At 63.2% G+C, this 24273-nt stretch carries 15 protein-coding genes; 13 read left to right on the top strand and 2 right to left on the bottom strand.

Annotated elements, in window-relative coordinates:
* Positions 1-248 precede the first annotated feature (248 nt).
* From DWW03_RS03815 to DWW03_RS03765, 11 genes are all read left to right on the top strand, one after another.
* The gene (locus tag DWW03_RS03815; protein ID WP_015546810.1) at positions 249-554 is read left to right on the top strand and encodes a DUF3467 domain-containing protein; all 306 of its coding nucleotides are present in this window, start codon (positions 249-251) and stop codon (positions 552-554) included.
* A gap of 128 nt (positions 555-682) precedes the next feature.
* On the top strand, positions 683-1306 hold the full coding sequence (locus DWW03_RS03810; RefSeq protein ID WP_022061428.1) for an RNA polymerase sigma-70 factor: 624 nt from the start codon (positions 683-685) through the stop codon (positions 1304-1306).
* Between the two features lie 147 nt (positions 1307-1453).
* Positions 1454-2455, top strand: a complete 1002-nt coding sequence (locus DWW03_RS03805; RefSeq protein WP_015546809.1) for a FecR domain-containing protein — start codon at positions 1454-1456, stop codon at positions 2453-2455.
* Between the two features lie 45 nt (positions 2456-2500).
* Positions 2501-5824, top strand: a complete 3324-nt coding sequence (locus tag DWW03_RS03800; RefSeq protein WP_229028826.1) for a SusC/RagA family TonB-linked outer membrane protein — start codon at positions 2501-2503, stop codon at positions 5822-5824.
* 25 nt (positions 5825-5849) lie between these two features.
* Positions 5850-7517, top strand: a complete 1668-nt coding sequence (locus DWW03_RS03795) for a RagB/SusD family nutrient uptake outer membrane protein (protein ID WP_015546807.1) — start codon at positions 5850-5852, stop codon at positions 7515-7517.
* Between the two features lie 12 nt (positions 7518-7529).
* The gene (locus tag DWW03_RS03790) at positions 7530-10259 is read left to right on the top strand and encodes a BACON domain-containing protein (protein ID WP_118406345.1); all 2730 of its coding nucleotides are present in this window, start codon (positions 7530-7532) and stop codon (positions 10257-10259) included.
* A 9-nt stretch (positions 10260-10268) separates the two neighbouring features.
* Positions 10269-11900, top strand: coding sequence for a hypothetical protein (locus DWW03_RS03785; protein ID WP_022061425.1), 1632 nt, complete (start codon positions 10269-10271; stop codon positions 11898-11900).
* A 20-nt stretch (positions 11901-11920) separates the two neighbouring features.
* Positions 11921-14170 (top strand): DUF5689 domain-containing protein, encoded by a 2250-nt coding sequence (locus DWW03_RS03780; protein WP_022061424.1) that lies wholly within the window; start codon positions 11921-11923, stop codon positions 14168-14170.
* Between the two features lie 4 nt (positions 14171-14174).
* The gene (locus tag DWW03_RS03775) at positions 14175-16715 is read left to right on the top strand and encodes a sugar phosphate isomerase/epimerase family protein (RefSeq protein ID WP_022061423.1); all 2541 of its coding nucleotides are present in this window, start codon (positions 14175-14177) and stop codon (positions 16713-16715) included.
* Between the two features lie 5 nt (positions 16716-16720).
* Positions 16721-17521 (top strand): S1/P1 nuclease, encoded by an 801-nt coding sequence (locus tag DWW03_RS03770; protein ID WP_022061422.1) that lies wholly within the window; start codon positions 16721-16723, stop codon positions 17519-17521.
* A gap of 12 nt (positions 17522-17533) precedes the next feature.
* A complete protein-coding gene (locus DWW03_RS03765; protein WP_147344286.1) occupies positions 17534-19126 on the top strand; it encodes a hypothetical protein in 1593 nt (530 codons plus the stop codon).
* A 48-nt stretch (positions 19127-19174) separates the two neighbouring features.
* Here DWW03_RS03765 and DWW03_RS03760 read toward each other — a convergent pair whose 3' ends face one another.
* The gene (locus DWW03_RS03760) at positions 19175-20464 is read right to left on the bottom strand and encodes a bifunctional folylpolyglutamate synthase/dihydrofolate synthase (RefSeq protein ID WP_015546800.1); all 1290 of its coding nucleotides are present in this window, start codon (positions 20462-20464) and stop codon (positions 19175-19177) included.
* Between the two features lie 13 nt (positions 20465-20477).
* Positions 20478-22064, bottom strand: coding sequence for an apolipoprotein N-acyltransferase (lnt, locus tag DWW03_RS03755; protein ID WP_022062526.1), 1587 nt, complete (start codon positions 22062-22064; stop codon positions 20478-20480).
* Positions 22065-22160: 96 nt separating this feature from the next.
* On the opposite strand from lnt, the gene DWW03_RS03750 reads away from it, so the two are divergent.
* The gene (locus DWW03_RS03750) at positions 22161-23558 is read left to right on the top strand and encodes a Gfo/Idh/MocA family protein (RefSeq protein ID WP_015546798.1); all 1398 of its coding nucleotides are present in this window, start codon (positions 22161-22163) and stop codon (positions 23556-23558) included.
* A 353-nt stretch (positions 23559-23911) separates the two neighbouring features.
* Positions 23912-24273 (top strand): Arm DNA-binding domain-containing protein (locus DWW03_RS03745; RefSeq protein WP_259301975.1); only part of this gene is annotated, 362 nt, incomplete at its 3' end.

Genomic DNA, 24273 nt, shown 5'->3' with positions numbered 1-24273 from the left:
TTACTTACTATCGCCCCTGCGCGGAAGACGGCCCGGAAAAAGGCGTTGTCTTCGGCTCTGCGGCGGCTTTCCGTATTTGCGAAGCAAAGATACAAAAAAGCTCCGACATCCGCCTATGAAAAGGCAAAAAAAGGGTGCGGCGGGTTGTCCCGCGGGTCGGATATGTTGATAAAATATCGAAAACTTTGGCCCCGGGCTTGCATATCGTTCGTTGAAAATGAATAAATTTGCAGAAACAGTACTCCACAATGGCAGAGATGAAACAATTCGGCATCGACCTCGAACTGGACGACGCCGTGGCCCAGGGCCACTATTCGAACCTGGCGATCATATCGCACTCCACTTCGGAGTTCATCATCGACTTCGCGACGGTCCTGCCCGGTGTGCAGAAGGCGCGCGTCAAGAGCCGCATCATTCTTACGCCCGAGCATGCCAAACGGTTGCTGCGCTCGTTGCAGGAGAACATCGTGCGCTACGAAAGCAACGTGGGCAAGATCGAGATTCCCTCGCCCCAGCCCACGCCCGACGCGGGTCCCAAGATGGGTCAGGCCTGAAAACCGGCGGCGCTGCACGGCAGCGCCTTTTTTTGCGCCCGGCGCGTCGTGTCACGTTTTTGTCACGGCCGAAAATTTTGCGGCGTGGAAAAAAACGTTACTTTTGTGGCAAAAGTCCAGATTCCGCCATGCCCACACCCTCGCCGTCAGACCAGCGGTTGTTCGAAGGCATCCGATTCGGCAACGAGGCCGATTTCGAATGCTTCTTCCGGCGTTACTATCCCCGATTGGTGAACTATGCCGCCCGGTTCGTCGCCGGGCATGAAACGGCGCGCGATCTGGTGCAGGACAGTTTTGCACGCCTGTGGGAGCGGCGATGTGAACTGCGCGAACTGGATCTGGCCTCGCTGCTGTTCACGATGGTGCGCAATGCCTGTCTCAATTATCTGAAACACAACGGTGTCGTGGCGCGTCACGAACTGGAGTACACGGCCCGCATGCGGGGTGAGGAGCGGATTTACAGCTACGATTTTTTGAGCGATGCCGAGCAGCCCTGCCTTTACGAGGAGTTGCAGCGCGAGGTGCAGAAGGCTGTCGACGCGCTGCTCGACCGCTGCCGCGAGGTTTTCCGGATGAGCCGCTTCGAAGGGCTGAAAAACCGCGAAATCGCCGCGCGGCTGGGCATCTCCGAGACGGCCGTCGAGAAACACCTGGCCCGTGCCGTCGGCCGGCTGGGCGAGCATTTGCGGCGAAGCTGTTCGTTCGAACTTTCGGTGGCCGTGCTTTCGTGCCTGCTGGCGAATTACCTGTAAAATCGGATAGACGATCATTGACCCGGCAGCGGAGATTTCTCTCTCCGCTGTTGTCGTTTTTTTTCTTTTTGCGACTTTTTTTGATTTTTTTGTGATCGGGAGGGTTGGGGAAAGGCAAATTCGGTTGTTTTAAAATATGTAACGGAAATGGAAGAGATGAAATTCGATCAGGAAGAGATGCGGCGTCTGGCCGGACGCTATTTTGCGGGAGAGATCGCTGCCGAGGAGGAGCGCGAGTTGTTCCGCTTCGTCACCTCCGACGCTGCGTGCCGCAGGCAGTTCGCTGCGTGGCGGCTCGAATGGGAGGCGATGCCGGCATCGGACGCCGCGACCGACCGCGACTGGCGCCGCCTGCGGTCGCGTATCCGCCTGCAAGGGTCCGCGAGGAGCGCCCGTCCGGGGCGGTTCGCTGCGGTATGGCGTGCCGCGGCTGCCGTGGCGGTGGTGTGCGCGACCTTCTTCGGCGCGCGGCTCTACGACCGCCTGCTGCTGGAGCGCGCCACGGAGCGCTACACCGTGACCACGAAGAGCGGCGACCGCAGCACGGTCTGCCTGCCCGACGGGACGCAGGTGCGGCTCAACGGGTCGTCGACGCTGACCTATCCGGCCAATTTCAACGCCACGAACCGCTCCGTCGAGCTTTCGGGGGCCGCCTACTTCGACGTTTCGCCCGATGAAAAGCACCGTTTCGAGGTGAAGGTCGGAAACTGTTCGGTGGTGGTCAAGGGTACGAAATTCGACGTGACGGCCTATCCCGACGACTCGCTCATCACCACCACGCTGCTCGAAGGGGCCGTCGGTTTCACCGCGCCGCGCGGGGAGACCTTGCTCCGCCCGGGCGAGTCGCTCACCTACGACCGTTTCGCCGAGACCACGGCCATCACGCACGTCAACACGGCGCAGTACCTGGCCTGGATCGAAGGGCGCATCGAGTTCATCGACGTGACGATCGTGCAGTTGTGCGAGAGCCTGAGCAGCCTTTACGGCGTTGAAATCACGCTCGACGACCGCCTGCGCGCCGACGGGACTTTCATCACCATCCGCTTGAGCAACCAGGAGTCGCTCGACAGCGTTCTGAAGGCCCTCGACCTGATCGTTCCGGTCTCGGTCCACCGGCAAGGCCCTTCGGTGCGTCTCTCGGCCAAGTGACGCCGCATCCCGAAACAACTTTAAAACAACCAATACCTTAAACAAATGAAGCAATTCTCCAATCTGAAACGGGCGTTTCTGCCGTGCCTGTTCGTGTTGCTGACGCTCCCGGCGTGGGGGCAGATGCAGCCCGTCACGAAGAACTTCCGGAAAACGCCTCTCAAAAACGTGCTCAAGGAGGTGGAGGCCCAGACCGGGCTGTCGATCATGTACGACACCCGGGAGCTGAACCTCGAACGTCCGGTCACGGCTTCGTTCGACCGCACGCCCGTGTCGCAGGTGCTGCGCGAGGTGCTCGACCGCACCGTCCAGTATTCGATCAAGGACAAGATGATCGTGATCTACAAGGCGTCGGCGACTCCCCCCCCCGCAGCCGGGACGGGTAAGACCCTGACAGGCACGGTGCTGGACGAAACGGGAGCGCCGATGGTGGGCGCCGCCGTCGCCACGCCCGACGGACGCCGCGGCACGGTCACCGACAGCAACGGCCGCTATTCGCTGACGCTCGGCGCCGGCGACGCTCTGATTTCGGTCTCCTACCTGGGCTACGTCACCCGGCAGATCGTCATCGGCGACCGTACGGAGGTCGACGTCAACCTGGTCCCCGATGCCAAAAACACCATCAACGAGGTGGTGGTCATCGGTTACGGCGCGGTGAAGAAATCCGACCTGACGGGTTCGGTCTCCAACGTGAAGATGTCCGACATCCGCGACGTGCCCAACACGTCGGTCGACCAGGCTCTGCAAGGCCGCATCGCCGGTGTGGACATCATGTCGACTTCGGGTGCGCCGGGAGCCACGACTTCGATCCGCGTGCGCGGCACGCGTTCGATCTCGGCGTCGAACGAACCGCTGATCGTCGTCGACGGCGTGATCGACGCCGTGAGCGACCTGAACGACATCAACTCGGCCGACATCGAGCAGATCTCGGTCCTCAAGGACGCCTCGTCGACGGCCATCTACGGCTCGCGCGGCGCCAACGGCGTGATTATCGTCACCACGCGGCAGGGCGTCACCTCGAAGCCGTCGGTCACGGCCAAGGCTGAATTCGGCGTCTCGAAACTCGCCCGCGACCTCGATCTGATGGACGCGCAGGAGTTCGTCCGCTACCTCAACGACCGGAACTATTTCTCCTCGCGCGATCCGCAGCGTCCGCCGCGCTTCGACCCTTCGGAGTACGGGCGCGGGACCGACTGGATCGACGAGATCACCCGCACGGCTCTCTATCAGAACTATAACCTTTCGGTCAGCGGCCGCAGTCAGAAGTCGAGCTACTTCGCGGCGCTCGGCGGCAACGATACGCAGGGCATCGTCGACGGCAGCGGATTCCGCCGCATCACGGCCCGTCTGAATCTTTCGTACGACTTCGCCAAGTGGCTGACCGTCGGTTTCAAGGGCAGCTATACCTTCCGCGACGAGAATCCCAACCGGGCGACCATCGGCGGCGCGAACATCTGGGACGGCGCCGTCTACCTGGCCCCGACGATGGGTCCCAAAGACTACATCAACCCCCTCTACGAGAACGGCGTGCGCATTGATACGCCCCGCGCCAAGATCGACTGCAACGAGAACGAGAGCGAGCGCATGACCAATACCGACGTGCTGGAGTTCACGATCAAGCCCGTGCGCGGGCTGATCATCAAGAGTCAGAACTCCTATATGGTCTACCAGCGTCACGACTACCAGTTCTGGCCCAGCTATCTGCCGAAGCGCACCGAGGGCGAAGGGGCCGATGCCTACCGTTACGAGGGCGACGCACGCCGCCTGACTTCGGAAAATACGGTCTCCTATTCGAAGAAATTCGCCTCGGGGCACTATTTCGATGCGATGGCGGGCTTCTCGGCCACGCACGAAACGGCCAACTTTTTCTCGCTGAAGGCCGAAGGGTTGCTCACCGACGACCTGAAGTGGAACAACATGAACAGCATCGGCAGCAAGGAGAACTACAACGCTTCGACCAGCTCGAACAAAGTCGTGCGCGAGTCGGTGCTCATGCGCCTGAACTACAACTACAAGAGCCGCTACTACTTCACCTTCACGGGGCGTTACGACGGGTCGTCGAACTTCGCCGAGAACAACAAATGGGGTTTCTTCCCTTCGGCGGCCGTCAAGTGGAACGCCAAGAACGAGAATTTCCTCAAGCAGGTGCGCTGGCTCGATGAACTGTCGCTGCGCCTGAGCGCCGGACGCACGGGTAACGACGCCATCGCGACCTACCGTTCGCTCGAAGCCTACGGCACGACCACCAACGGTTATCTGTTCGGCGGCACGCAGTCGGCGTCGTTCTTCCCTTCGCGTGTGGCCAATCCCAACCTGACGTGGGAGAAAACCACGCTCTACAATGCGGGTCTCGATTTCTCGGCCTTCGACGGCCGCCTGAACATCACCGTCGACGGCTACTATTCGACCACCCGCGACCTGCTGCTTTCCTTGCAGACGATCCATACGACGGGTTACACGAGCCGTTTCACGAACCTGGGCAAGACGTCGAACCGCGGCGTCGAGGTCTCGGTCGAGAGCCGTAACATCGTGAAGCCGAAATTCGGCTGGACGACGAGTTTCACCCTTTCGCACAACAAGCAGATGGTCGACGACATCGGCCACGAAGAGTACGTTTCGTGTCTCGAAAGCGGCGGCAATACCAACTACATGATGTATGGCTACAAGACGGGCTATCCGCTCAATGCACTCTGGGGATTCCAGTACGCCGGGGTCTGGAAGACGACCGACCAGTTCGAGCGCAATCGCTTTACCAAGAGTTATATATCCTCGTCGACGGGCAGCGACGCCCAGCTGATGCTGGGGTATCCCAAGTACGTCGATCAGAACCGAGACGGCATTCTGTCGGAGGAGGACCTGATCTATCTGGGCAACTCCGACCCCGTGCTTTACGGCGGTTTGCAGAACACCTTCAACATCGGCGGTCTGCGCATCGGATTCTACTTCTCCTATTCGCTGGGCGGCAAGATCTACAACTACTCCGAGCTTGCGATGGCCGGCGGTTACGCCACCAACCAGTACCGCTACATGCTCGACGCGTGGCATCCCGTGCGCAACCCGGATTCCGACCTGCCCCGTGCGGGAACCGACGACCGACTGGTTCCCAGTTCGTTGCAGGTGCACGATGCCTCGTACCTGCGTCTGAAGAACGCCACGGTCTCCTATACGTTCGACTTGCGGAAGAAAACCCGCCTGCTGCGCGACATCACGCTGGCCGTCACGGGCGAGAACCTCTGGCTCTGGACCAAGTACAACGGTTTCGACCCCGACGTTTCGAGCGAGGGGACCAGTTCGACCCTGCGCCGCGTCGACATGGGCGCCTATCCCCGTTCGCGGATGTTCGTGTTCAGCATCCAGCTGCGTTATTAAATCCACCCGACAATTTCCGAAGAAGATGAAAAACTTCAATCAATTCATACTGACGCTCCTCGCGGCGGGACTGTTCGCCTCCTGTTCGCTGACGGAGGAGCCGACCTCGTTCGTCAACCGCAAATCGTTCTACAAGAACGAGTCGCAGTGCATTGCGGCGCTCAATTCGTGTTACATGCCTGCGAATGCGATCTATACGGCCAACTTCATGCTGGTCACCGAGGCCTGCACCGACATCTGGTACTCCTCCTCGACGACCGTCGACGCCTGCCTCGACGTGACTCCCGCCAAGCCGCAATACGGCAAGAACGTCTGGACGCAGGGTTACAAAGGCGTCATGTACTGCAACGAGTGCGTCGAGTGCATCTCGTCCGCCGACCTGGCCGACGGGGTGAAGATGCCTCTGGCGGCCGAAGCCCGCGTGATGCGCGCGTTTTACTACTATGTGCTGACCTGCATGTTCGGCGACGTGCCGTTCTACACCACGATGGTCGACACCGACCAGCGGCTGGCCGAAATCCGCCGCCTGCCCCGAACCCCGGCCCATGAAATCCGCCAGGAGCTGTACGATGACCTGGAGCGGAACGCACTGCCGTGGTTCACCGCCGAGAACGGGCGCAAGTGCCGCGCCTCGGAGGCCGTCGACAACCGTTCGGGCTATGCGCTGGCGCTGATGCTGATGGCCAAGTTCGCCATGTGGAACGAGGACTGGAACGGGGCGCTGGTCCCCCTGCAAGCCCTTGAGGAGCTTTACGGCGACTTCAACGAAGGCAACTATCCGCTGGCCGAGACCCAGTGGCGCTACAAGAACCCTGCGGAGTCCATCTTCGAGATCCAGCACGCCTGGTCGCTCACCGGCACGCAGTACAACGGCAACGTGGCGGCGATCATGATGCCCACGCACAACGGCGACGGGGTCTTCGACGGCGTACCCCTGAAGGGTTACGGCACGTCGATGCCCGGCTGGTCGTCGCTGCGGGCCAACAACCGCTATGCGATCTTCCGCCCCGCGACGGGCAATACGCAGACCGAGAATGCGGCCTACGTCGACGCGCTGTTCAACCCCCTGCCCCTGACCTACGACACCTACGACGCGACGCTGAACCGCTATACGGTGAAGATCGACCGCGAGGCGCTGGCCGCCGGGGAGATCCGCGGGCAGAAGATCGACCGCCGCGTGCAGTACTTCCTCGGCCTGGGCGACCTGGAGGCGGGCGAGACCTTCAAGATCACGCACAACTACGGAGTGCCCTGGCCCGGTCCGAAATTCTGGTGTCCGGACATCGAGCAGAACTACGATTCGAACAACTACCGCATTTTCCGCTATGCCGACGCCATTCTGATGATGGCCGAATGTTACTGCAACCTGGAGAACGCCGAGGAGACGATGCGTTACCTGAACATGGTCCGCCAGCGTGCGGGCGTCGATCCCGTCACCAACTTCACGGGCTTCGAGGACCTCACGCTGGCTGTCCGCTGCGAGCGCGCCCGGGAGCTGGGCGGCGAGTTCCAGCGCAAGTTCGACCTCGTGCGCTGGGGCATCTGGTACGACCAGACCTACGCCTATACCAACAACGCGACGCTCAAGGGCAAGATGCGCCCCTGCCACCGCTACTATCCCATTCCCGACGCGCAGTGCGCCCTTTCGGGCTACGTGCTGACCAACGACGAATACCTTGCCGACGGATTATAAAAACCAGAACCGATGAAACGAATCAACAACCTGATACTGGCGCTCGCGGGACTCTTCGCGGTCGCGTGCGCCGACACCTTCGAGGAGCGTTACGACCTGGCCGTCAATACGGACCGGTATTCGGTCACGGCCGAGGCCGGCAAACTCCCCGTCACGGTCTACTGCTCGGGGGCGTGGACCGCTCAACTCACCGCCGAGTCGGCGTGGGCGACGCTCGACCGCACGGCCGGCAGCGGCATTACGACCATCCGCCTCAATTACGCCGACAACCCCGGACTGACCCGTTCGGTCGGGGTCGTGCTGCGCGGCTCGGGGCTTGAAAAGACCGTCACCGTGGTTCAGAAGGCGGGAATCACCGCCCCCGAACTGATCTTCCTTTCGAAGGACCTCGCCTTCGCCAACGGCGCCTACAAGGGCACGGCGGCTTTCGAAACCAACCTGCCCGACGAGCTTCTCCGCGATGTCGTGCCCGCGGTGACCTATGCCGCGGAGGGCGACGCGTGGATTTCCGATGTCGTCTACCATGCCGACGACGAGGAGGCGGGCGAGACCGAAATTCCGCTGGCCCGCCGGGGGCTGATCACCTTCGCCACGGCTGCCAACGCCACGGGAGAACCCCGCACGGCGACGGTCGGCTTCTCGGTGACGGATGCCGACGGCAATGTTTTCGGCGACTCGTTCACCGTGACGCAGAGCGCCGACGAGGCCCGCATCACGCTCGCCGACGACGTGGCTCCCATCGAGGGCGGCCGGCGCGCCGTGGCCTTCTCGACCAATCTCGGGGCGCTGCTTGCGGAGATGAAGGTCGAAGTCACGTACGCCGATCCGGCTGTCGCGGACTTTATCTCCGATGTCGAACTCGGCGCCGGGGAGCTGACCTACGCGATTACGGCGAACGAGGGCGTGGAGAAGCGTTATGCGACGATCACGGTCTCCTGCGCCGACCTTGCGGGCGGTGTGGTTTCAGCCTCTTCGAACATCACGCAGCGGGTGACGGCCCAGCCGCGCGAAGTGTCGTCCGCCGATCTGCGGGCGCTCTTCACGGCCGAGGACAAATCCTACGCCAGCGACGAGGACCATATCGACTACCTGCTGTGCCGCGTCATCGGCGACGCCGGGAACCCGAACATGGATCAGAACCTCAATACGGGTCCCAACAGCATCACCACCGACGAGAACGACTGTACGAACTACGTGCAGAGCCTGGACGGCCGCTACGGCTTCCGCCTGAAGTTCGCCGCCCCGGCCGACAACGTCTGCCTGCGCGGGGAGCAGGTGAAGATTCTGCTCGACGGCGTGACCCTTTCGCGCGAAAGCGACCCGATGCGCTACACGCTGCGCGGCCTGAAGGCCGGGAACATCGAAAAGGCGGCTGAAGCCTCCGCCTTGGAGCCCAAGGCGCGGACCATCGCGACGCTCACCGACGACGACATCTACACCTACTGCGCGCTTTCGGGGCTGGAGTTCTCCGTCAAGGAGGGCGCCTATACCAATGTCCGCGAGTACGACGCCATCGGCAATCCCTGCAATGCGAACCTCTCGTTCGCCGGCGGCACGCAGGCCCAGAAGGCCAAGGACGGCGCGGCCAATCTGCTCTACGACGGGGACAACGACGCGATCTACATGCTCGTGAACATGAACTGCGGCTGGCGCCGCACGGGACGGAGCGTGCCGCAGGGCGTCGGCACGGTCAGCGGCATCGTGGTCCACACGCCGATGGAACGCTGGGGCGGCAACGTGGGCCGTTATTCGATCCGGCCCTTCGACGAGGCGGACATCGACATCCCGCGCGCCGCGGCGTCGGCCTATGCGACGCTCGTCGAGTGGCGGCTGGACAAGGCCGTGATTTCGGTCGGCGCCTACAAGTGGAACGACAACGGAACCTACACGGTCGGCTCGGCGGCCAATTCGGCCACGCAGCTCGTCCAGAACCGGATGCACGCCACGACCGACAACACGGGCGGCGGGGCGCGGCTTTACAGCGAGAACCGCATGCTCAATCAGACGGTTACCGCCGACCGTTCGTACCCCATCGCCATCGTTCACGGCTACCGCGGACTGAACGTCTCGAACTACGTGCCGGGCGACGGCACGACGATGGGCATGTCGAAATACACGATGCTGGGTTTCCTCGGCAACGTTGCCGGCTGGTACGAGTGGAACGGCGATACATGGACCGGTAAGACCAACGGCATCGTGATGGAGTTCTCGACGGCGGGCGTCGGCGGCTCGGCCGCTGCGGTCAGCTTCTCGACCGCCGCGGGCAAGCACAGCACCAACGAAGCCGCCTGCTCGTGGACCAACGCCAGCTCATACCCCGTTTACTGGAAGGTGGAGTACGCCACCTCGGCCGACGGGGCGACGTGGAGCGACTACACCGAAGCCGTCAACGCCGCCACCGGGGAGCGCGGTTTCGAGATGCGTTCGCTGCCGTGGTGCATCAACAACAGCTCGACGCGCACGTCGGTCTTTGACACGGCCAACCGGTCGGGCGTCTACACCCAGTCCGACTTCGGTTTCGGTCTGGTGCCCTACCGCTTCGTGCTGCCCGCCGAGGTGCTCGGCAAGGCGAAGGTGCGGGTGCGCATCAGCCCTTCGTCCGACGTCATCGCGACGTGGAATCCCGGCATCGACGGCTATGCTCTGGGCCAGACGCACCGCAACCTGCGCATAGCGCGGACCTATCCGTTCGACATCGCCAACGGCGTCTATGTCGAGGACCTTTCGATCCAATACAAATAGTGCCGAACCATGAAACACCTGCTGAAATACCTGCTCGCCGCCGCGGCCCTTCCCCTTTGGGGGCAGGCTGCGGCCGCCGGGCCGTTCGGACAGCTCCGCGGGCTGTGCGAACCCGGAAAGTCGGTCTTGCTGACCGCCCCGACGGTGGTCGAAGGCATCGTCGTCAGCGATTACCGCAGCCCCAACATGGAGCTGAATCCCAACCTGAACTACTATTCGGTCGATCTGGAGGAGAACGACCGCACGGTCTATGTCGAGGCCGCCGACGGCAGCTGCGGCATCCGCCTGCGTTTCGACGAGGCGAGTGAAAACCGGCTCGCCCGTTACGACCGCGTGCGCCTCGATCTCAACGGCTGCCGTCTCACGCGCACGGCCGCGCCCGACTGCATGACGCTGACGGGCGTGCAGGCGCTCAACGTCCTCTCGGTCGCGCCCGGCACGGCCGCGGATCTTCCCGTGAAGGAGCGGAGCGTCGCGACGCTCACCGACGACGACCTCTATACCTTCGTGACGCTGCGCGATGCGGAGTTCGTCTTCAAGGAGGGTTCCTACACCAACATCTGGGAGCCTTACGCCCAATCCTGCGGTGAACTCCACCACTACAAATACGACATCAACAACCGTATGGACGGCTGGGCGTCGCTCGTCCGCGACTCGGAAGGCGGTGCGATCTACATGCTGGTCAACACCCTTTGTGCATGGCGCCGCGCCGGCAAACCCCTGCCGCAGGGCATGGGGCCGCTCTCGGGCGTGGTGGTCCATACGCCGATGCGCCGTTACGGCGGCGACATGGGGCGCTACTCGATCCGCCCGCTCGACGAGGGCGGCATCGGCGTCAGCCGCAAGCGCAACTCCCCGTGGAAACGTCTCACGGGGTGGCTGCTCGACGGTTCGGCTGGCGCGTCGCTCGAATTCGAACTGCTCGGCTACCAAAACCTCGGAACCGAGGGCCGGAAGGGTGACCGGGTGCTCAACGACGCCGGAAGTTCGCGCGGTTATCTTTGGACCGACTGCGGCGCTTTCGTGCACGTCGACGGCGACTACAACGCCCTCGGGACGCAGAACAAGGGATGGGTCGGCAACGGTGCGGTGGTTTTCAAGGCTCCCGTGCCCGACTGGTACAAGTGGGACAACATGGGGCGCATGGTCGGTTCGAACGCCTTCTACATCGCCTTCTCGACCAAAAAAGCCCGCGGCACGGCCCTGCAACTCGCCTTCGAGTGGGGCGCAGGCAACCAGGACGGCAACTTCTCGTGGAATTTCCCGCTGGAGTGGAAGGCCGAATATGCGGTCGACGGCGGCGAGTTCCAGCCCCTTCGTGACGCCGCCACGGGCCGTGAGACCTTCGTGCTGCGTTCGCTGCCCTGGTGGGACAAGGTGATCGACGGCTCGGGCCATGCCGACCGCCTGCGCACGCCCTACGACTGCGGCATGGGTCTCCAGCAGCGCATTTTCCGTCTGCCCGCCGAGGCCTTCGGCCGTGAAGAGGTCGTCGTGCGCCTCTCGCCCGCCTCGGGCCTGTTGTCGCAGATTCGCGGCAATCCCTCCGCCGACGTGCTGATCCCGACCTCGGTGGTCCGTAAAAACAGCAAACAAACCACCGTCATCCGCTTCGGCACGATCACGGTCGATTACAAATAACCCCAAAACAGAACCTGAACATGAAATCCTGCAAGATATTACGCTACGGCGCGGTGTGCGGCCTGGCGGCCCTGGCGGCCGTCGGCTGCTCGGTCGATGACGCCGAAACCATCCGCGTGCGCGAACTCACGGCCGCCGAGCACGAACTTTTCGTTCCGGCGTCGGGCGGAACCGCCCAGATACAGCTTTATTCCAACGGCCGGGTCCGGGTCGAGGCGCTCAACGACATCGGAGGCTGGGCTTCGGTCGACCGGTCGGAATTCGACGGCGACCGGATGGTTTCGGTCACCTTTACGGAGAACGATTCGTTCCGCCGCATGGCCAAGCTGCGCTTCGTGCTCGACGGCGGCACACGGGCCGACACGGTCTGCATCAAGCAGTACGGCGTGGTTCCGTCGCTCGAATGTCCGGCTCCCTACAAGGCGATCCGCGGCAGCGTCGAGACCTTCACCCAGTTCGAGATCGACACCAACATCCCGCTCGGGGACTTCGCTGTCGCGACTGCCTACGTCGGTCCGACCAGAGACTGGATTCGCAGCGTGCAGCCCGAGCAGGGCATGCTGGTCGTCGACACGAAACCCAACCCGGGCGACGACGTCTGCAAGGCGGTCGTCAACCTGAGCTACGTCGACGGCTGGGAGGAGACCTTCTCGGCCAACCTCTACATCACGCAGGCCGACAAGGACGACGAGTTCGGCCGCGAGGTGTCGTTCGCCGACGTGCGGGCGCTGGCGACGGCCGAAGGCACGGCCGTCGACGAGGATATTCTGATCGAAGGCATCGTCGTCAGCGACTTCCACAGCAAGAACATGGAGGCCAACCCCAGCGTTTCGTACGACAAGGTCGACGTGACGGTCAACGACTGCACGGCCTACCTCGAAAGCCCCGACGGCCGCTACGGCTTCCGCCTGCGCTTCGACACGCCGGAGGACAACGTGCTGGCGCGCGGCACGCGCCTCTCGCTCTCGCTCAGCGGCACGGTCCTCACGCGCGAGGAGAATCCCGAGCGCTACACGATCAGCAGCCTGGTCGGCGAAAACATGGTCGAAAGCGCTGCCGGAGAGGCGATTCCCGTCAAGCAGCGCCGGATTTCGGAACTGACCGACGACGACGTCTACACCTTCGTCTCGCTCGAAAACACCGAATTCCTGTTCAAGGAGGGCAGCTATGCCAACGTTTACGAAAATTACAGCCTTTCGTCCGATGTCAACGCCTCGCAGACGGGCAACAACAACCGCATGGACGGCTGGGCGTCGCTGCTGATGGACGACGCGGGAAATTCGATCTACGCACCGGTCAACATGCTCTGCCTCTGGCGGCGTTCGGGTCAGGGCGTCCCGCAGGGGACGGGCACGACCCACGGCATCGTGGTGCACAACGAATTGCCGCGCTACGGCAACGTGGGGCGCTACCAGATCCGCGTGCTCGACGAGTCGGGCTTCGGCATGGAATGGGCCGGGGAGTCGGCCTATACGGAGTTTGCCGAATGGGACGGCAACCCTCACAAATACTCGTTCGGGACCTATGCCAAGTTCAACAGCCGGTATGCCTATAACCGGCTGGAGTCGATCACGCCGTCGGACGACATCTCGTCGGGCAAGACCGTGCCGAATGCCGAACTGTTCTGCGAAAACCACGTCGAAACCACTGCTGCCGAAGCCTGGCCCATTGCAGGAACGGGCAATTACAACAATCCGGAGGTCGGTTCGCTCGGAACGTCGCTCACCTGCAAAGCTTATTTCGTCAAGGCCGGCGTGAAGGGCTGGTATCGCTGGGAAGGGAACGAAGTGGTGGGTTACAACGGCCTGCGCATGGAGTTTTCGACCGCCTCGCTCAACGGCTCGCACATGCTCCTCGGCTTCTCGTTCGCCGCGGGGACCATTTCGGCCACCACCTCGAAAACCTATCCGGCGCACTGGTGCGTGGAGTATTCCGTCGACGGGGGACAGAGCTATACGCTCTGCCCGAGCGCCGCCACGGGCGTCGACTACGTGCACCTGCGTTCGCTGCCGTGGTGGGACGCTTCGCTGGCCGGAAACCGCTACAACACCTGTTCCTCGGCGGGTATCGGACTGACCGACCATCTCTTCCGCCTCCCCGCGGAGGTCTTCGGCCGGGAGCGGGTGATGGTCCGCATACGCCCCTACGACAAGGTGATGACCGTGCTGCCGCTCGTCTGGAACGGCGACACGGAAACCGCCGAGATCAGCGCCGCCACGACCTACGACAACCAATTGCGGTGGGGCGTCATCACCCTGCGTTACCGGTAGCGTCATGCTTGCGATCCGTCATACGGTATGTGTCCTGCTCGTCCTTCCGCTGCTCCTCGGGGGCTGCGGCGGGGACGGTGCGGACGACGGGGACAAACCCCGTCCGCCTGCGGGCGGCGGGGTGATCCTGCGGCTGAAGGTGGCTGCCGGGGAGTCCGGAATGCGTTGGGACTGGTCCGGGGAGCCGCGTGCATTGGTCAACGGCGTGGCCCGCACGGTGGGCTTCGACGCCGACGGCGTGCCGGTCGTGGGGGCCGATGTCTCTGCGGACGGTCTTTATACAGTTCATTTCCCGGCCGATGCTTACAGCCGCGCGAAGCGGGCCTTCGTGCTGCCTCCCGCGCAGTTTCCGGTTTCGGGCGGCAGCCTGCAGGCCGCCGCATGCCCGATGTACGGCACGGTCCGGACCACGGGCGATGCGGCCGACGTGACGCTCTCGCCGCTGTGCGGCGTCGTGCGGATTCCGCTCGCGGGCGATGCGCACATCGCTTCGGTTCGCGTCGAGGATCGCTCCGGAGGGGCCGTTTCAGGCCTGTTTCCGTTCGATCCGGCGACGCCGGAGATTGTCCGGAACGGCAATTTCGGGAACCTGCCGTGGGTGGTGCTCGACTGTGCCGGGACGGGCGGCGGGGTTCGGCCCGCGGCCTCCGGAACGGAGTTCTGCGTGGCGGTTCCCGCAGGCGATTACGCGTCGGGCCTCTCCGTCCGCGTCACCGACTGCGCCCACCGCTCGGCGACCTGGGACATTCCCGGTCCGTGCGCCGTCGCGGCGGGCGGGGTGAAGACCCTTGCGCCGCTGAATTACGCTCCCGGCGAAGACCTGCTCTTCGCCGAGCATTTCGACAACTGCGTCTGGGGGTGCGACTATGCTGCGGAAACGGGCGGTTACGGTGTCGGGGCCGGCAGTTCCGTGCCGTCGCCGGCCACATCGGCGGGGACCGAGGCGGCCTATGTCGCCAAAGGGGCCGGAACGCCCGGCAGCGCGCTTTTCGAGACCTCGGACTATAACTCCGCGCCTGCCGCAAGCGCGACGCTCGCCGTGCGCCGCGACTACCTGCGCAACCGCGGACTCTACGACTGGCAGCGGCTCTTCTACGCCGCGGAATATCGCGGCTGCCTGTGCGGTGGCGACGTCGGCGGTTACGGCAACCGGGGCATTCTGGTGACGCCCCGCATGGCCGCCGCCGGCGAACCGTGCTGCGCCGAACTGTCGTTCCGCATCTGCCTCGAACGGGGCATGGAGAGCGATGTGGCCTGCATGGCCGAGTCGGGCGTGCTGCTGGGGTGCGAGGTCGACGGCATGCCGGTCGATGTCGATGTCGCGACGGGGACCGACATTTCGCAGTCGGTGCAGGGCGTCACCCGTACGGCCGTCCTGCTGCGCGCCGCGAAGCTGACGTCCGGCGTGTGGCACCAGGTGCGGATGTCGTTCGGGGCCGTGGCTGCCGGAAGTGCGTTCCGCTTCATGCCCACGGTGATCCGCGACGTCAAAAACTGCTTCTGGATCGACGACGTGGAGGTTCGCCGCACGGGCCGCTACGCCCATGCGGGCGATTGCGTCACGGTCGAACCCACGACCGAACTCGCCGCCGCGGGTGAAGATGTCTCGCGCCTGCGTCTGCGTCCGAGCGCCGTGCTCTCGATGGCCAACGAGACGACCTACACCGTCACGCCGGGTTACGGCATGACGTGGATCTGCCCCAGCCTCTCGTCCGACGAGTCGGTCTGGACGCGGGACATCGCCTTCGCCGAAAAGCAGCTCGCCGCCAACGGCTGCAAGGTGTGGTGCATCCACCTGCCCTACGGATCGACGACCGCCGCGCGCAACCGCGATCTCTGCGCCGCGGGCGCCGATCGTGCCGCCTCGGTGGCCTTCTTCACGCGGGCGATCCGCGCCGTCGCACCCCTGAAGCCGAAAAACGTGCTGGTTCACTGCAACCAGACCCTCGCCTTCGGCGACGGCAGTTCGGCCGCGAGCCTCGCGCTGTCGCTGCACGAGTTGCAGACGGTCGCCGACGAGATCGGGGCGCACGTCTGTGTCGAGAACATGTCCTACGGCGTGGGCGCCGATGCCGCGGTGCTCGCCGCGGCCGTCGACGAGGCCAATGCGCTGGGCAGCCACCGGCACGAAGTCCGCATCGCTTTCGACACGGGCCACGCCAACCTCTATCTCACGCGCGAACAGCCCGGAAAGACCGTCGTCGACTGGCTCCGTACCGCCGGTGCGCGCATCGGCCAGCTGCACATTCACGGCAACCGCGGCTGGAACGGACGGATCAACGACGACCACCTGATGCCGGGCTACGCCGGGCGGCTGGGCTATGCCGACGCCATCGGGCGGGCGGGGCTGTGGGGCGAGTTCTACCATACGCTGCTTGCCGAATGCCGCTACCGGGGTCCCTTCACCTACGAGATTTCCACCCGCACGTTCGGCACGGTCGCGGGGGAGGAGCGCAGCGACAACGTTTCGGCTCCGTGGACCATTGCGCATAACTACGACACTTACCTGTATCCCGCCTTCCGGGAGTACGCCAACCGAAAATGAACGCCATGAAAAAACTGATTTGTCTGCTGCTGATGCTCTGTGCGGGCACGGCGGCCTTCGCGTGGGGCGGGCGTGAACACCGCCTGATCGCCTATATCGCCGAAGCGCACCTCACGCTCCGCACCCGGCAGGTGCTCGATCGTTACCTCGATCAGTCGATCGTCGAGTATTCGACCTGGATGGACCGCTACCGCACGGCCCCCGGTTACGAGATCACGACCTACTGGCACATGGTCACCATCGACAAGGACGGCAGCGTGCCGCCCGAACCCCTGCGTCCCAACGGCGACGGCGACGCCGTGCGCCAGCTCACGCGCGCCATCGAACGGCTGCGCAACTACCGTGAACTCTCCGATTCGACGGTCAACGTCAATCTCAAGTACGTCATCCACCTCGTGGGCGAGATGCACTGCCCGGGGCACATCTATTTCGCCGATCTGCCGGGCGGCATGGACGCCCCGCGGCACTACGACTTCTTTCTCCTGAAATACAAGGGTAAGGAGGTGACCTACCACTGGGTTTGGGACGGTTCGGTTTCGCGCCAGTATCCCGACTGGACCGAGGAGGATTTCCGCCGCGAACTGGACAAGTGGCCCGCCGAAAAGCAGCGTGCCGTGGGCGAGGGCACACCTGCGGACTGGGCGCTGGAGTGCGCCCGCAGCTGCCGCGTGGTTTACGACTGGGCCAAGCCCGGCGACGACATCGACGAGGGTTTTCTGCGGGAACACGGCGCCCTGCCCGTCGACCAGGCCCTGCGCGGGGCCTACCGGCTGGCGCGCGTCCTCAACGATTTGTTCGACAACTAAAACCTACCGATTATGAAACATACGATTCGAACGGCAATGTCCGCCCTGCTCTGCCTTGCCGCCGTCGCGGGCGTGCGGGCCGACGATTTCGCGGCGCTGCGGGCCGAGGCTGCGGGCCGCACGGTGCGGCTGGCTCCCGGTACGCAGCTCGAAGCCCTTGTCGTCAGCGACTACCGCTCGCAGAACATGGAGCTCAACCCCAATGTCTCCTGGGACAAGGTGGATCTCGGCGAGAATCTCCGCACGGCCTATGTCGAAAGCCCGGACGGCCGTTACGGCTTCAGGCTGCGTTTCGCCGGCATCTACGAAAACCGCCTCGAACGGGGCGACCGCGTGCGGCTCGACCTGGGCGGCTGTTCGCTGACCGGGGAGACGGACCCCGAACGCTACACGGTCGACGGTCTGTGCACCGCGAACGTCGAGGTGCTCGAACGCGGCGTCGCACTGCCCGCGAAGGAGCGGCGCATCGCCGACCTGAAGGACGAGGACCTCTATACCTATGTGACGCTTGCCGGAACGGAGTTTTTGAGCAAGCAGGGATGCTATGCGAACGTATTCGAATCGTGCGTCCAGCGGTCGCGGCTCAACGCTTTCGATCAGCCGTCGCGCCGCACCGACGGGTGGGCGTCGCTGCTCAAGGATGCCGACAACGGTTCGATTTACATGCTCGTCAATACCAAATGCGCGTGGCGGCGCGACGGCCGCGGCGTTCCGCACGGCGTCGGAGCCGTCTCGGGCGTCTTGGTCCATACTCCGATGCGTCGTTACGGAGGCGACATGGGACGTTATGCGATCCGTCCGCTCGACGAGCGCGACATCGCCATTCCGCGCGATACGGCCTCCTCCTATGTCGTGGTAGCCGAGTGGAACTGGGACCGCAATTACGACGGCGCCATCCGCTTCGAGAAGCAGGGCTACACGCCCCGCTCCCCGAAGTCGGGCGTCGCGGGCGACCGTGTCCTTCCCGACGCGGGCGAGGGGTTTCTCTCGACGACCTCCGGGGCCAGGATGCGGCTCGATACGGAGTACGACACGCGCTATGCGCAGGACGGCGACGGCAAGGCCATGCGCGTCAACGCCGCCCTGCGGCTCGATTCCGACACCCGCGACTGGTTCCGGTTCGACAACCGCGGCCGCATGAGCGGTGCGGAAGCCATCGTCGTCGAGACTTCGACCGAAGGCGTCGAGGGGCGCGGCCTCTCGTTCGATTTCTCGTTCCTTGCGGGCAACTACGACATCAACCGTTCGTGGGGTTATCCCGTGGAGTGGAAGGTCGAATATTCGGTCGACGGGCTGCCGTTCATAGATGCCGGACGTATTTTCGTACTGCGGCCGGTCGTTTACAACGACGCCGTGATCAAAGACCTCGGCCTGCGCCGCCTTTCGTACGACGCCGCGTTGGGATTCACCGAGTACAGCGTGCCGCTTCCGGTTTCGCTGCTCGGGCACAAACGGCTCACCGTGCGGTTGACGCCCGCTTCGGCCGTCATGGCCACGATTCCCGAGAATCCGGCCGACGACTCGGCCGGCGGGGTCGTCACGGCCGATTTCCGCCAGCCCTTCGTGCTGCGGCTGGGGCGGGTGGCCGTCCGGGCGCTCCGATGACGAAAAAGCCCGCTGCGTGAGCAGCGGGCTTTTTTTATGAACGGGACTTTACAGCGCTTCGGCGACGACGTAGGTGCTGCCGCCGATAAAGATCATGTCCTCGGGGGCGGCCAGCTCTTTGGCCCGGGCCACGGCGGCCGTCACCTCTTCCACCGCCTCGCCGCGGAGTCCGTAGATTGCGGCTTTCGCGGTCAGTTCGGCGGCCGGGAGGGCGCGCTCGGAGTGGGCCTGCGTGAAGATGTAGTGGGCGTCGCGCGGCAGCAGGGGCAGGATGTGCGCCAGATCCTTGTCGCGTACGAAGCCGATCACGCAGTAGAGTTCCCGGTGGGGCGTGGCTTTCAGCTGGTCGGCGACGTAGGCGATGCCGTGGGCGTTGTGGCCCGTGTCGCAGACCGTGAGCGGCGATTCAGCCAGCGTCTGCCAGCGTCCCATCAGGGCCGTGTTGGCCGCGGCGCAGCGCATGCCTTCGAGATAGGCGCGGCGCGAAATGGTGAGCGGCGTCTCCTCGTGCAGGAAGTCGACCGCCGCCGAGGCGGTCACGATGTTGCGGCTCTGGTAGTTGCCCTGCAGGTCGAGCGACACGTCGAACGCCCTTCCGTCGCGCGAGCGGTGGAGGCGGAAACTCTGGCCCGTGCCCTTCATGTGGTGTTCCTCGCACGAGAATTCCTGTTCGGCGTAGATCACCCGCGACTTGTTGGCCGCGGCGGCCTGTTCGATAACCCCGTTGTAACGCGCGTCGGCCTCGCCGATGATCACCGGGATGCTTTTTTTGATGATTCCGGCCTTTTCCGCGGCGATCTTCGGCAGCGTGTCGCCCAGCAGGGAGGTGTGTTCCAGTCCGATGTTGGTGATGACGCTCAATATCGGCACGATGATGTTCGTGGCGTCGAGCCGTCCCCCGAGTCCCGTTTCGATCACCGCCACCTCGACGTCGCTCTGGGCGAAGTAGTCGAAGGCCATTGCGGCGGTCATCTCGAAGAACGACAGTTCCAGTTCGACCATCTTGTCGTGGTGCTTGTCCACGAAGTTCACCACCTTCTGCTTGGGGATCATCTCGCCGTCGACGCGGATGCGTTCGCGGAAGTCCTGCAAGTGGGGCGAGGTGAACAGTCCCGTGCGGTATCCGGCCTGCTGGAGCACCGAGGCGATGATGTGCGCCACGGAGCCTTTGCCGTTGGTTCCGGCGACGTGGATCGTGAAGAAGTTGCGCTGGGGGTTTCCGATGTGGCGGCAGAATGCGGTGATGCGCTCCAATCCCGGTTTGTAAGCCGTCGCGCCCTGGGTTTCGAAGACGGGAAGCGACTGAAAGAGGAATTCGAGTGTCTGGGTGTAATTCATATCAGCAAGGGGTTTATTTGACGAGGTGGTTCCTGCGTTTGTAGCGGTAGGCCACGTAGTAGAGCACCGACAGCAGCAGGATGTATTCGGAGATGCGGGCCAGGCAGTCGCCGTAGCGGGTGTAGAAGGTGAGTTCCGAGTTGAGCGGGACCTCGGCGGTGATCACGCCGCGCTGCTCCCAGCCGAGCGTCTGGCCCACGTCGCCGCGGGCCGAGATGAAGCCCGATTTCCCGGTGTTGGCCGAGCGGGCGATGGCGCGGCGGTGTTCGACGGCCCGCAGGCGCGAGATCGAGAACAGGTGTTTGTAACCGGGCGTGTCGCCCCACCAGCCGTCGTTCGAAATGATGGCCATGAACTGCGCGCCGCGGCGCACGAATCCGCCGTAGAAGTCGCCGTAAAGCCCTTCGTAGCAGATCGCCGGTCCGGTTTTGACGCCGTTGTGCTCGAAAGCCGTGCCGTGCAGGCCCTTGCCTATCTGTCCGACCGTGCCGCCCAGGTCGATGACCAGGAATTTCATCGCGTCGAAGACCCACGTCGGGGTGTTTTCGACGCCGATCACCAGCCGGCCTTTGTGGTGCAGCTGCATGCGGCCCGCGGAGTCCAGCCCCACGGCCGTGTTGAAGCGGTCGTAATAGCCGTCGCCGAAACGTTCCGGGCGGGCCGTCTCGGTCTGCGCCCCGGCCGGGTAGCGGCGAATGGTGCCGGCTCCGGTGATGAGCAGGGCTTCGGGGTGCCGGCTGCGGAGCGAGTCGGTCAGCTCCTGCCAGAATGCGCCCGGTTCGCCCGCCGAATAGAAATCGCTCAATCCGGGTTCCAGGTAGTCGCCCGGCACTGCGGTCTCGGGCAGCAGGATGAACTGCGCGCCGGCGGGGACCTCCGCCATGAGGTCCGCGATGTTGCGCTCCTGCCGTTGGGTGTCGCCGTGGAATTTGTCGTAACAGTCCACGTTGGGCTGGATGACGCTCACTCGTGCCGTCCCCTCGTCAGGCTGCTCCCAGCTCTGCCAGATGCACAGCGACGCGATCATCGGCAGCGCGACGGAGCAGGCTGCCGCCGCCCACCGGCGCGTGCTGCGGCGGGCTTGCAACGCTTCGAAAATCAGTATGTTGGAGAGTAACACCCACAGCGTGCCGCCGAAAACGCCCGTGTATTCGTACCACTGCACGGCCCAGACTTCGTGCGAGAAGCCGTTGCCCAGGATGAGCCACGGCCACGAGAAGTCGCCTACGGTGTACCAGTATTCCGTCGTGATCCACGCCGTGACGAGCGTGACGTAGGCCAATGCTTTGGGGGCTTTTTTCGAAACGGTGTGGAAGAGCATGAAGGCGATCATGTTCATCGTCGTCGAAGCGAGCGTGGCGGCCGGGGGGCCTACGGGCGTGGCGTACCAGATCCACCAGATCGTCAGGGCGTTCCACAGCACGAACGCGAGCGTCGCCCAGCCGAACATGCCCCACCACGAGCGGCGCGTGTCGTCGTACGACGCGCTCACCCACAGCAGCGGGACGAACCCGATCAGGAGCGTCATGCCCGTCATGCCGAGCCACCCCGGCGAGAGCAGGATGGCCGATAGGATTACCGCCGCGAATCTACGAAACATGAAATGAGATTTTTACGACGGCAAAAGTAGTCAAATGGGCGCAGATTTCAAAATATTTCATACTTTTGTAACGAAACTAACCAATCTGTCATACTAATGAAGAAATTGCTCATTTTACTGGCTGCCCTTGGAGGCATTCTCCTGTTTTCCGGTTGCGAATCGAAAGGATGGAAGACGGTCGACGGCGTGATCGTCTTCGATACGCCCGCGCGCGAACCGGGCCAGAAATCGGTGCTGGGACTCAAAACCGCGCCGATGGAGACGGTCCGTGTGGGCTTCATCGGGCTGGGTATGCGCGGTCCCGGGGCCGTGGAACGCTTCACGCACCTCGACGGCGTCGAGATCAAAGCCCTGTGCGACCTTTATCCCGAGCGCGTGGACAGCGCGCAGGCGATTCTCGTGCGCCGCGGATTTCCCGAGGCGGCTCCGTACAGCGGCGAGGAGGGCTGGAAACAGCTTTGCGAGCGTGACGACATCGACCTGGTGTACATCGTGACCCCGTGGCAGCTGCACGTCCCGATGGCCGTTTACGCCATGGAGCACGGCAAGCACGTCGCTGTCGAAGTTCCCGCCGCCACGTCGCTTGAAGAGTGCTGGCAACTGGTGAACACCGCCGAGAAGACGCAGCGGCACTGCATGATGCTCGAAAACTGCGTTTACGATTTCTTCGAGCTGACGACGCTCAACATGGCCCGGCAGGGACTGTTCGGGGACATTCTCCATGTCGAAGGTGCGTATATCCACGACCTCGACGCTTTCTGGGACTACTATCAGGACAGCTGGCGTCTGAAATTCAACCGGGATCACCGCGGCGACGTCTACGCCACGCACGGCCTCGGTCCCGCCTGCCAGCTGCTCGACATCCACCGCGGCGACAAGATGAACTGCCTGGTGGCGATGGACACCCGCTCGGTCAACGGGCTGAAACTCGCCCGCGAGAAGCTGGGCGCTGAAGAATTCGCCAACGCCGACCATACGACGACGCTGATCAAGACCGAGAAGGGCCGCACGATCCTGCTCGAACACAATGTCTACACGCCCCGTCCGTACAGCCGCATGTACCAGCTGACCGGCACGAAGGGATTCGCCAACAAATACCCCGTTCAGGGCTATGCCTTCAACCCCGACCAGCTTGCGGATTCGGGCGTGCCCGACCACGAGAACCTGAACGCCCACCGTTTCGTGTCGAAGGAGGTGCGTGAGGCGCTGATGGCGCGGTACAAAGACCCGATCGTCCTCGACATCGAGGCCAAGGCCCGCGAGGTCGGCGGTCACGGCGGCATGGACTTCATCATGGACTACCGGCTGGTCTATTGCCTGCAACATGGCCTGCCGCTAGATCAGGATGTCTACGATGCGGCCGAATGGTCGTGCATCGGCGCCCTTACGGCGATGTCGCTCGAACACAACAGCGTCCCGGTGGCCGTTCCCGACTTCACGCGCGGCGACTGGAACAAGACCGACGGTTACCGGCACGCGATGCTGGTGCAGTGATCCGGAGACCGTATGGACGAAAAGACGGCCCGGTCAACCGGGATTGACGCTGCGGGCGCAGGAATGTGAAAAGCGGCAGACCGAATCATCGGTTCGGTATTTGTAGGTAAAGAGAAGCGCAGAAAAGAGTAAATATCTTGTTTACAGGTATTTAATTCCCTGTTCTGCATATGCTCCGAGCAATAGAATTGCACATTCGGGCAGGATTAACGGTGAGTTGTGTTACTTATCCGTTACCTGCCCGAAATGCTTTGGTTTACACTAAAGTGCTTGTTTTCAGCTTATTGTGTTGGATTTCCGCATAACAAATAACCTGACTTAACGTTTAACAAATCCACAAAGTTCAGGTTATCATGCAACGCAGCACTTTCAAAGTCTTTTTCTATGTGAAAAGGCAGTCGGAAAAACATGGTCAGGTTCCCGTCATGGGTCGTATCACGATTAATGGTACGATGTCGCAGTTCAGCTGCAAACTCACCGTTCGCTCCACCCTTTGGGATGCCAAGGCGAACAAGGCTTCCGGTAAGAGCCTCGAAGCTCAGCGTCTCAATGAAAAACTGGAAAATATCAAGACCAATATCGGCAAGCAGTACCAGCGGCTCTGCGACCGTGATTCGTATGTTACGGCCGAAAAAGTCCGCAACGCCTTCCTCGGTATGGGCGACGACTGCCGCCTGCTGTTGCAGACCTTCGACGAATACCTTGCAGGGTTCCT

It is taken from the genome of Alistipes sp. AF14-19, assembly GCF_003461645.1.
Lineage (GTDB): Bacteria > Bacteroidota > Bacteroidia > Bacteroidales > Rikenellaceae > Alistipes > Alistipes shahii.
Note: the sequence above shows the minus strand (reverse complement) of the source record. Positions and strands in the feature narration are given on the sequence as shown.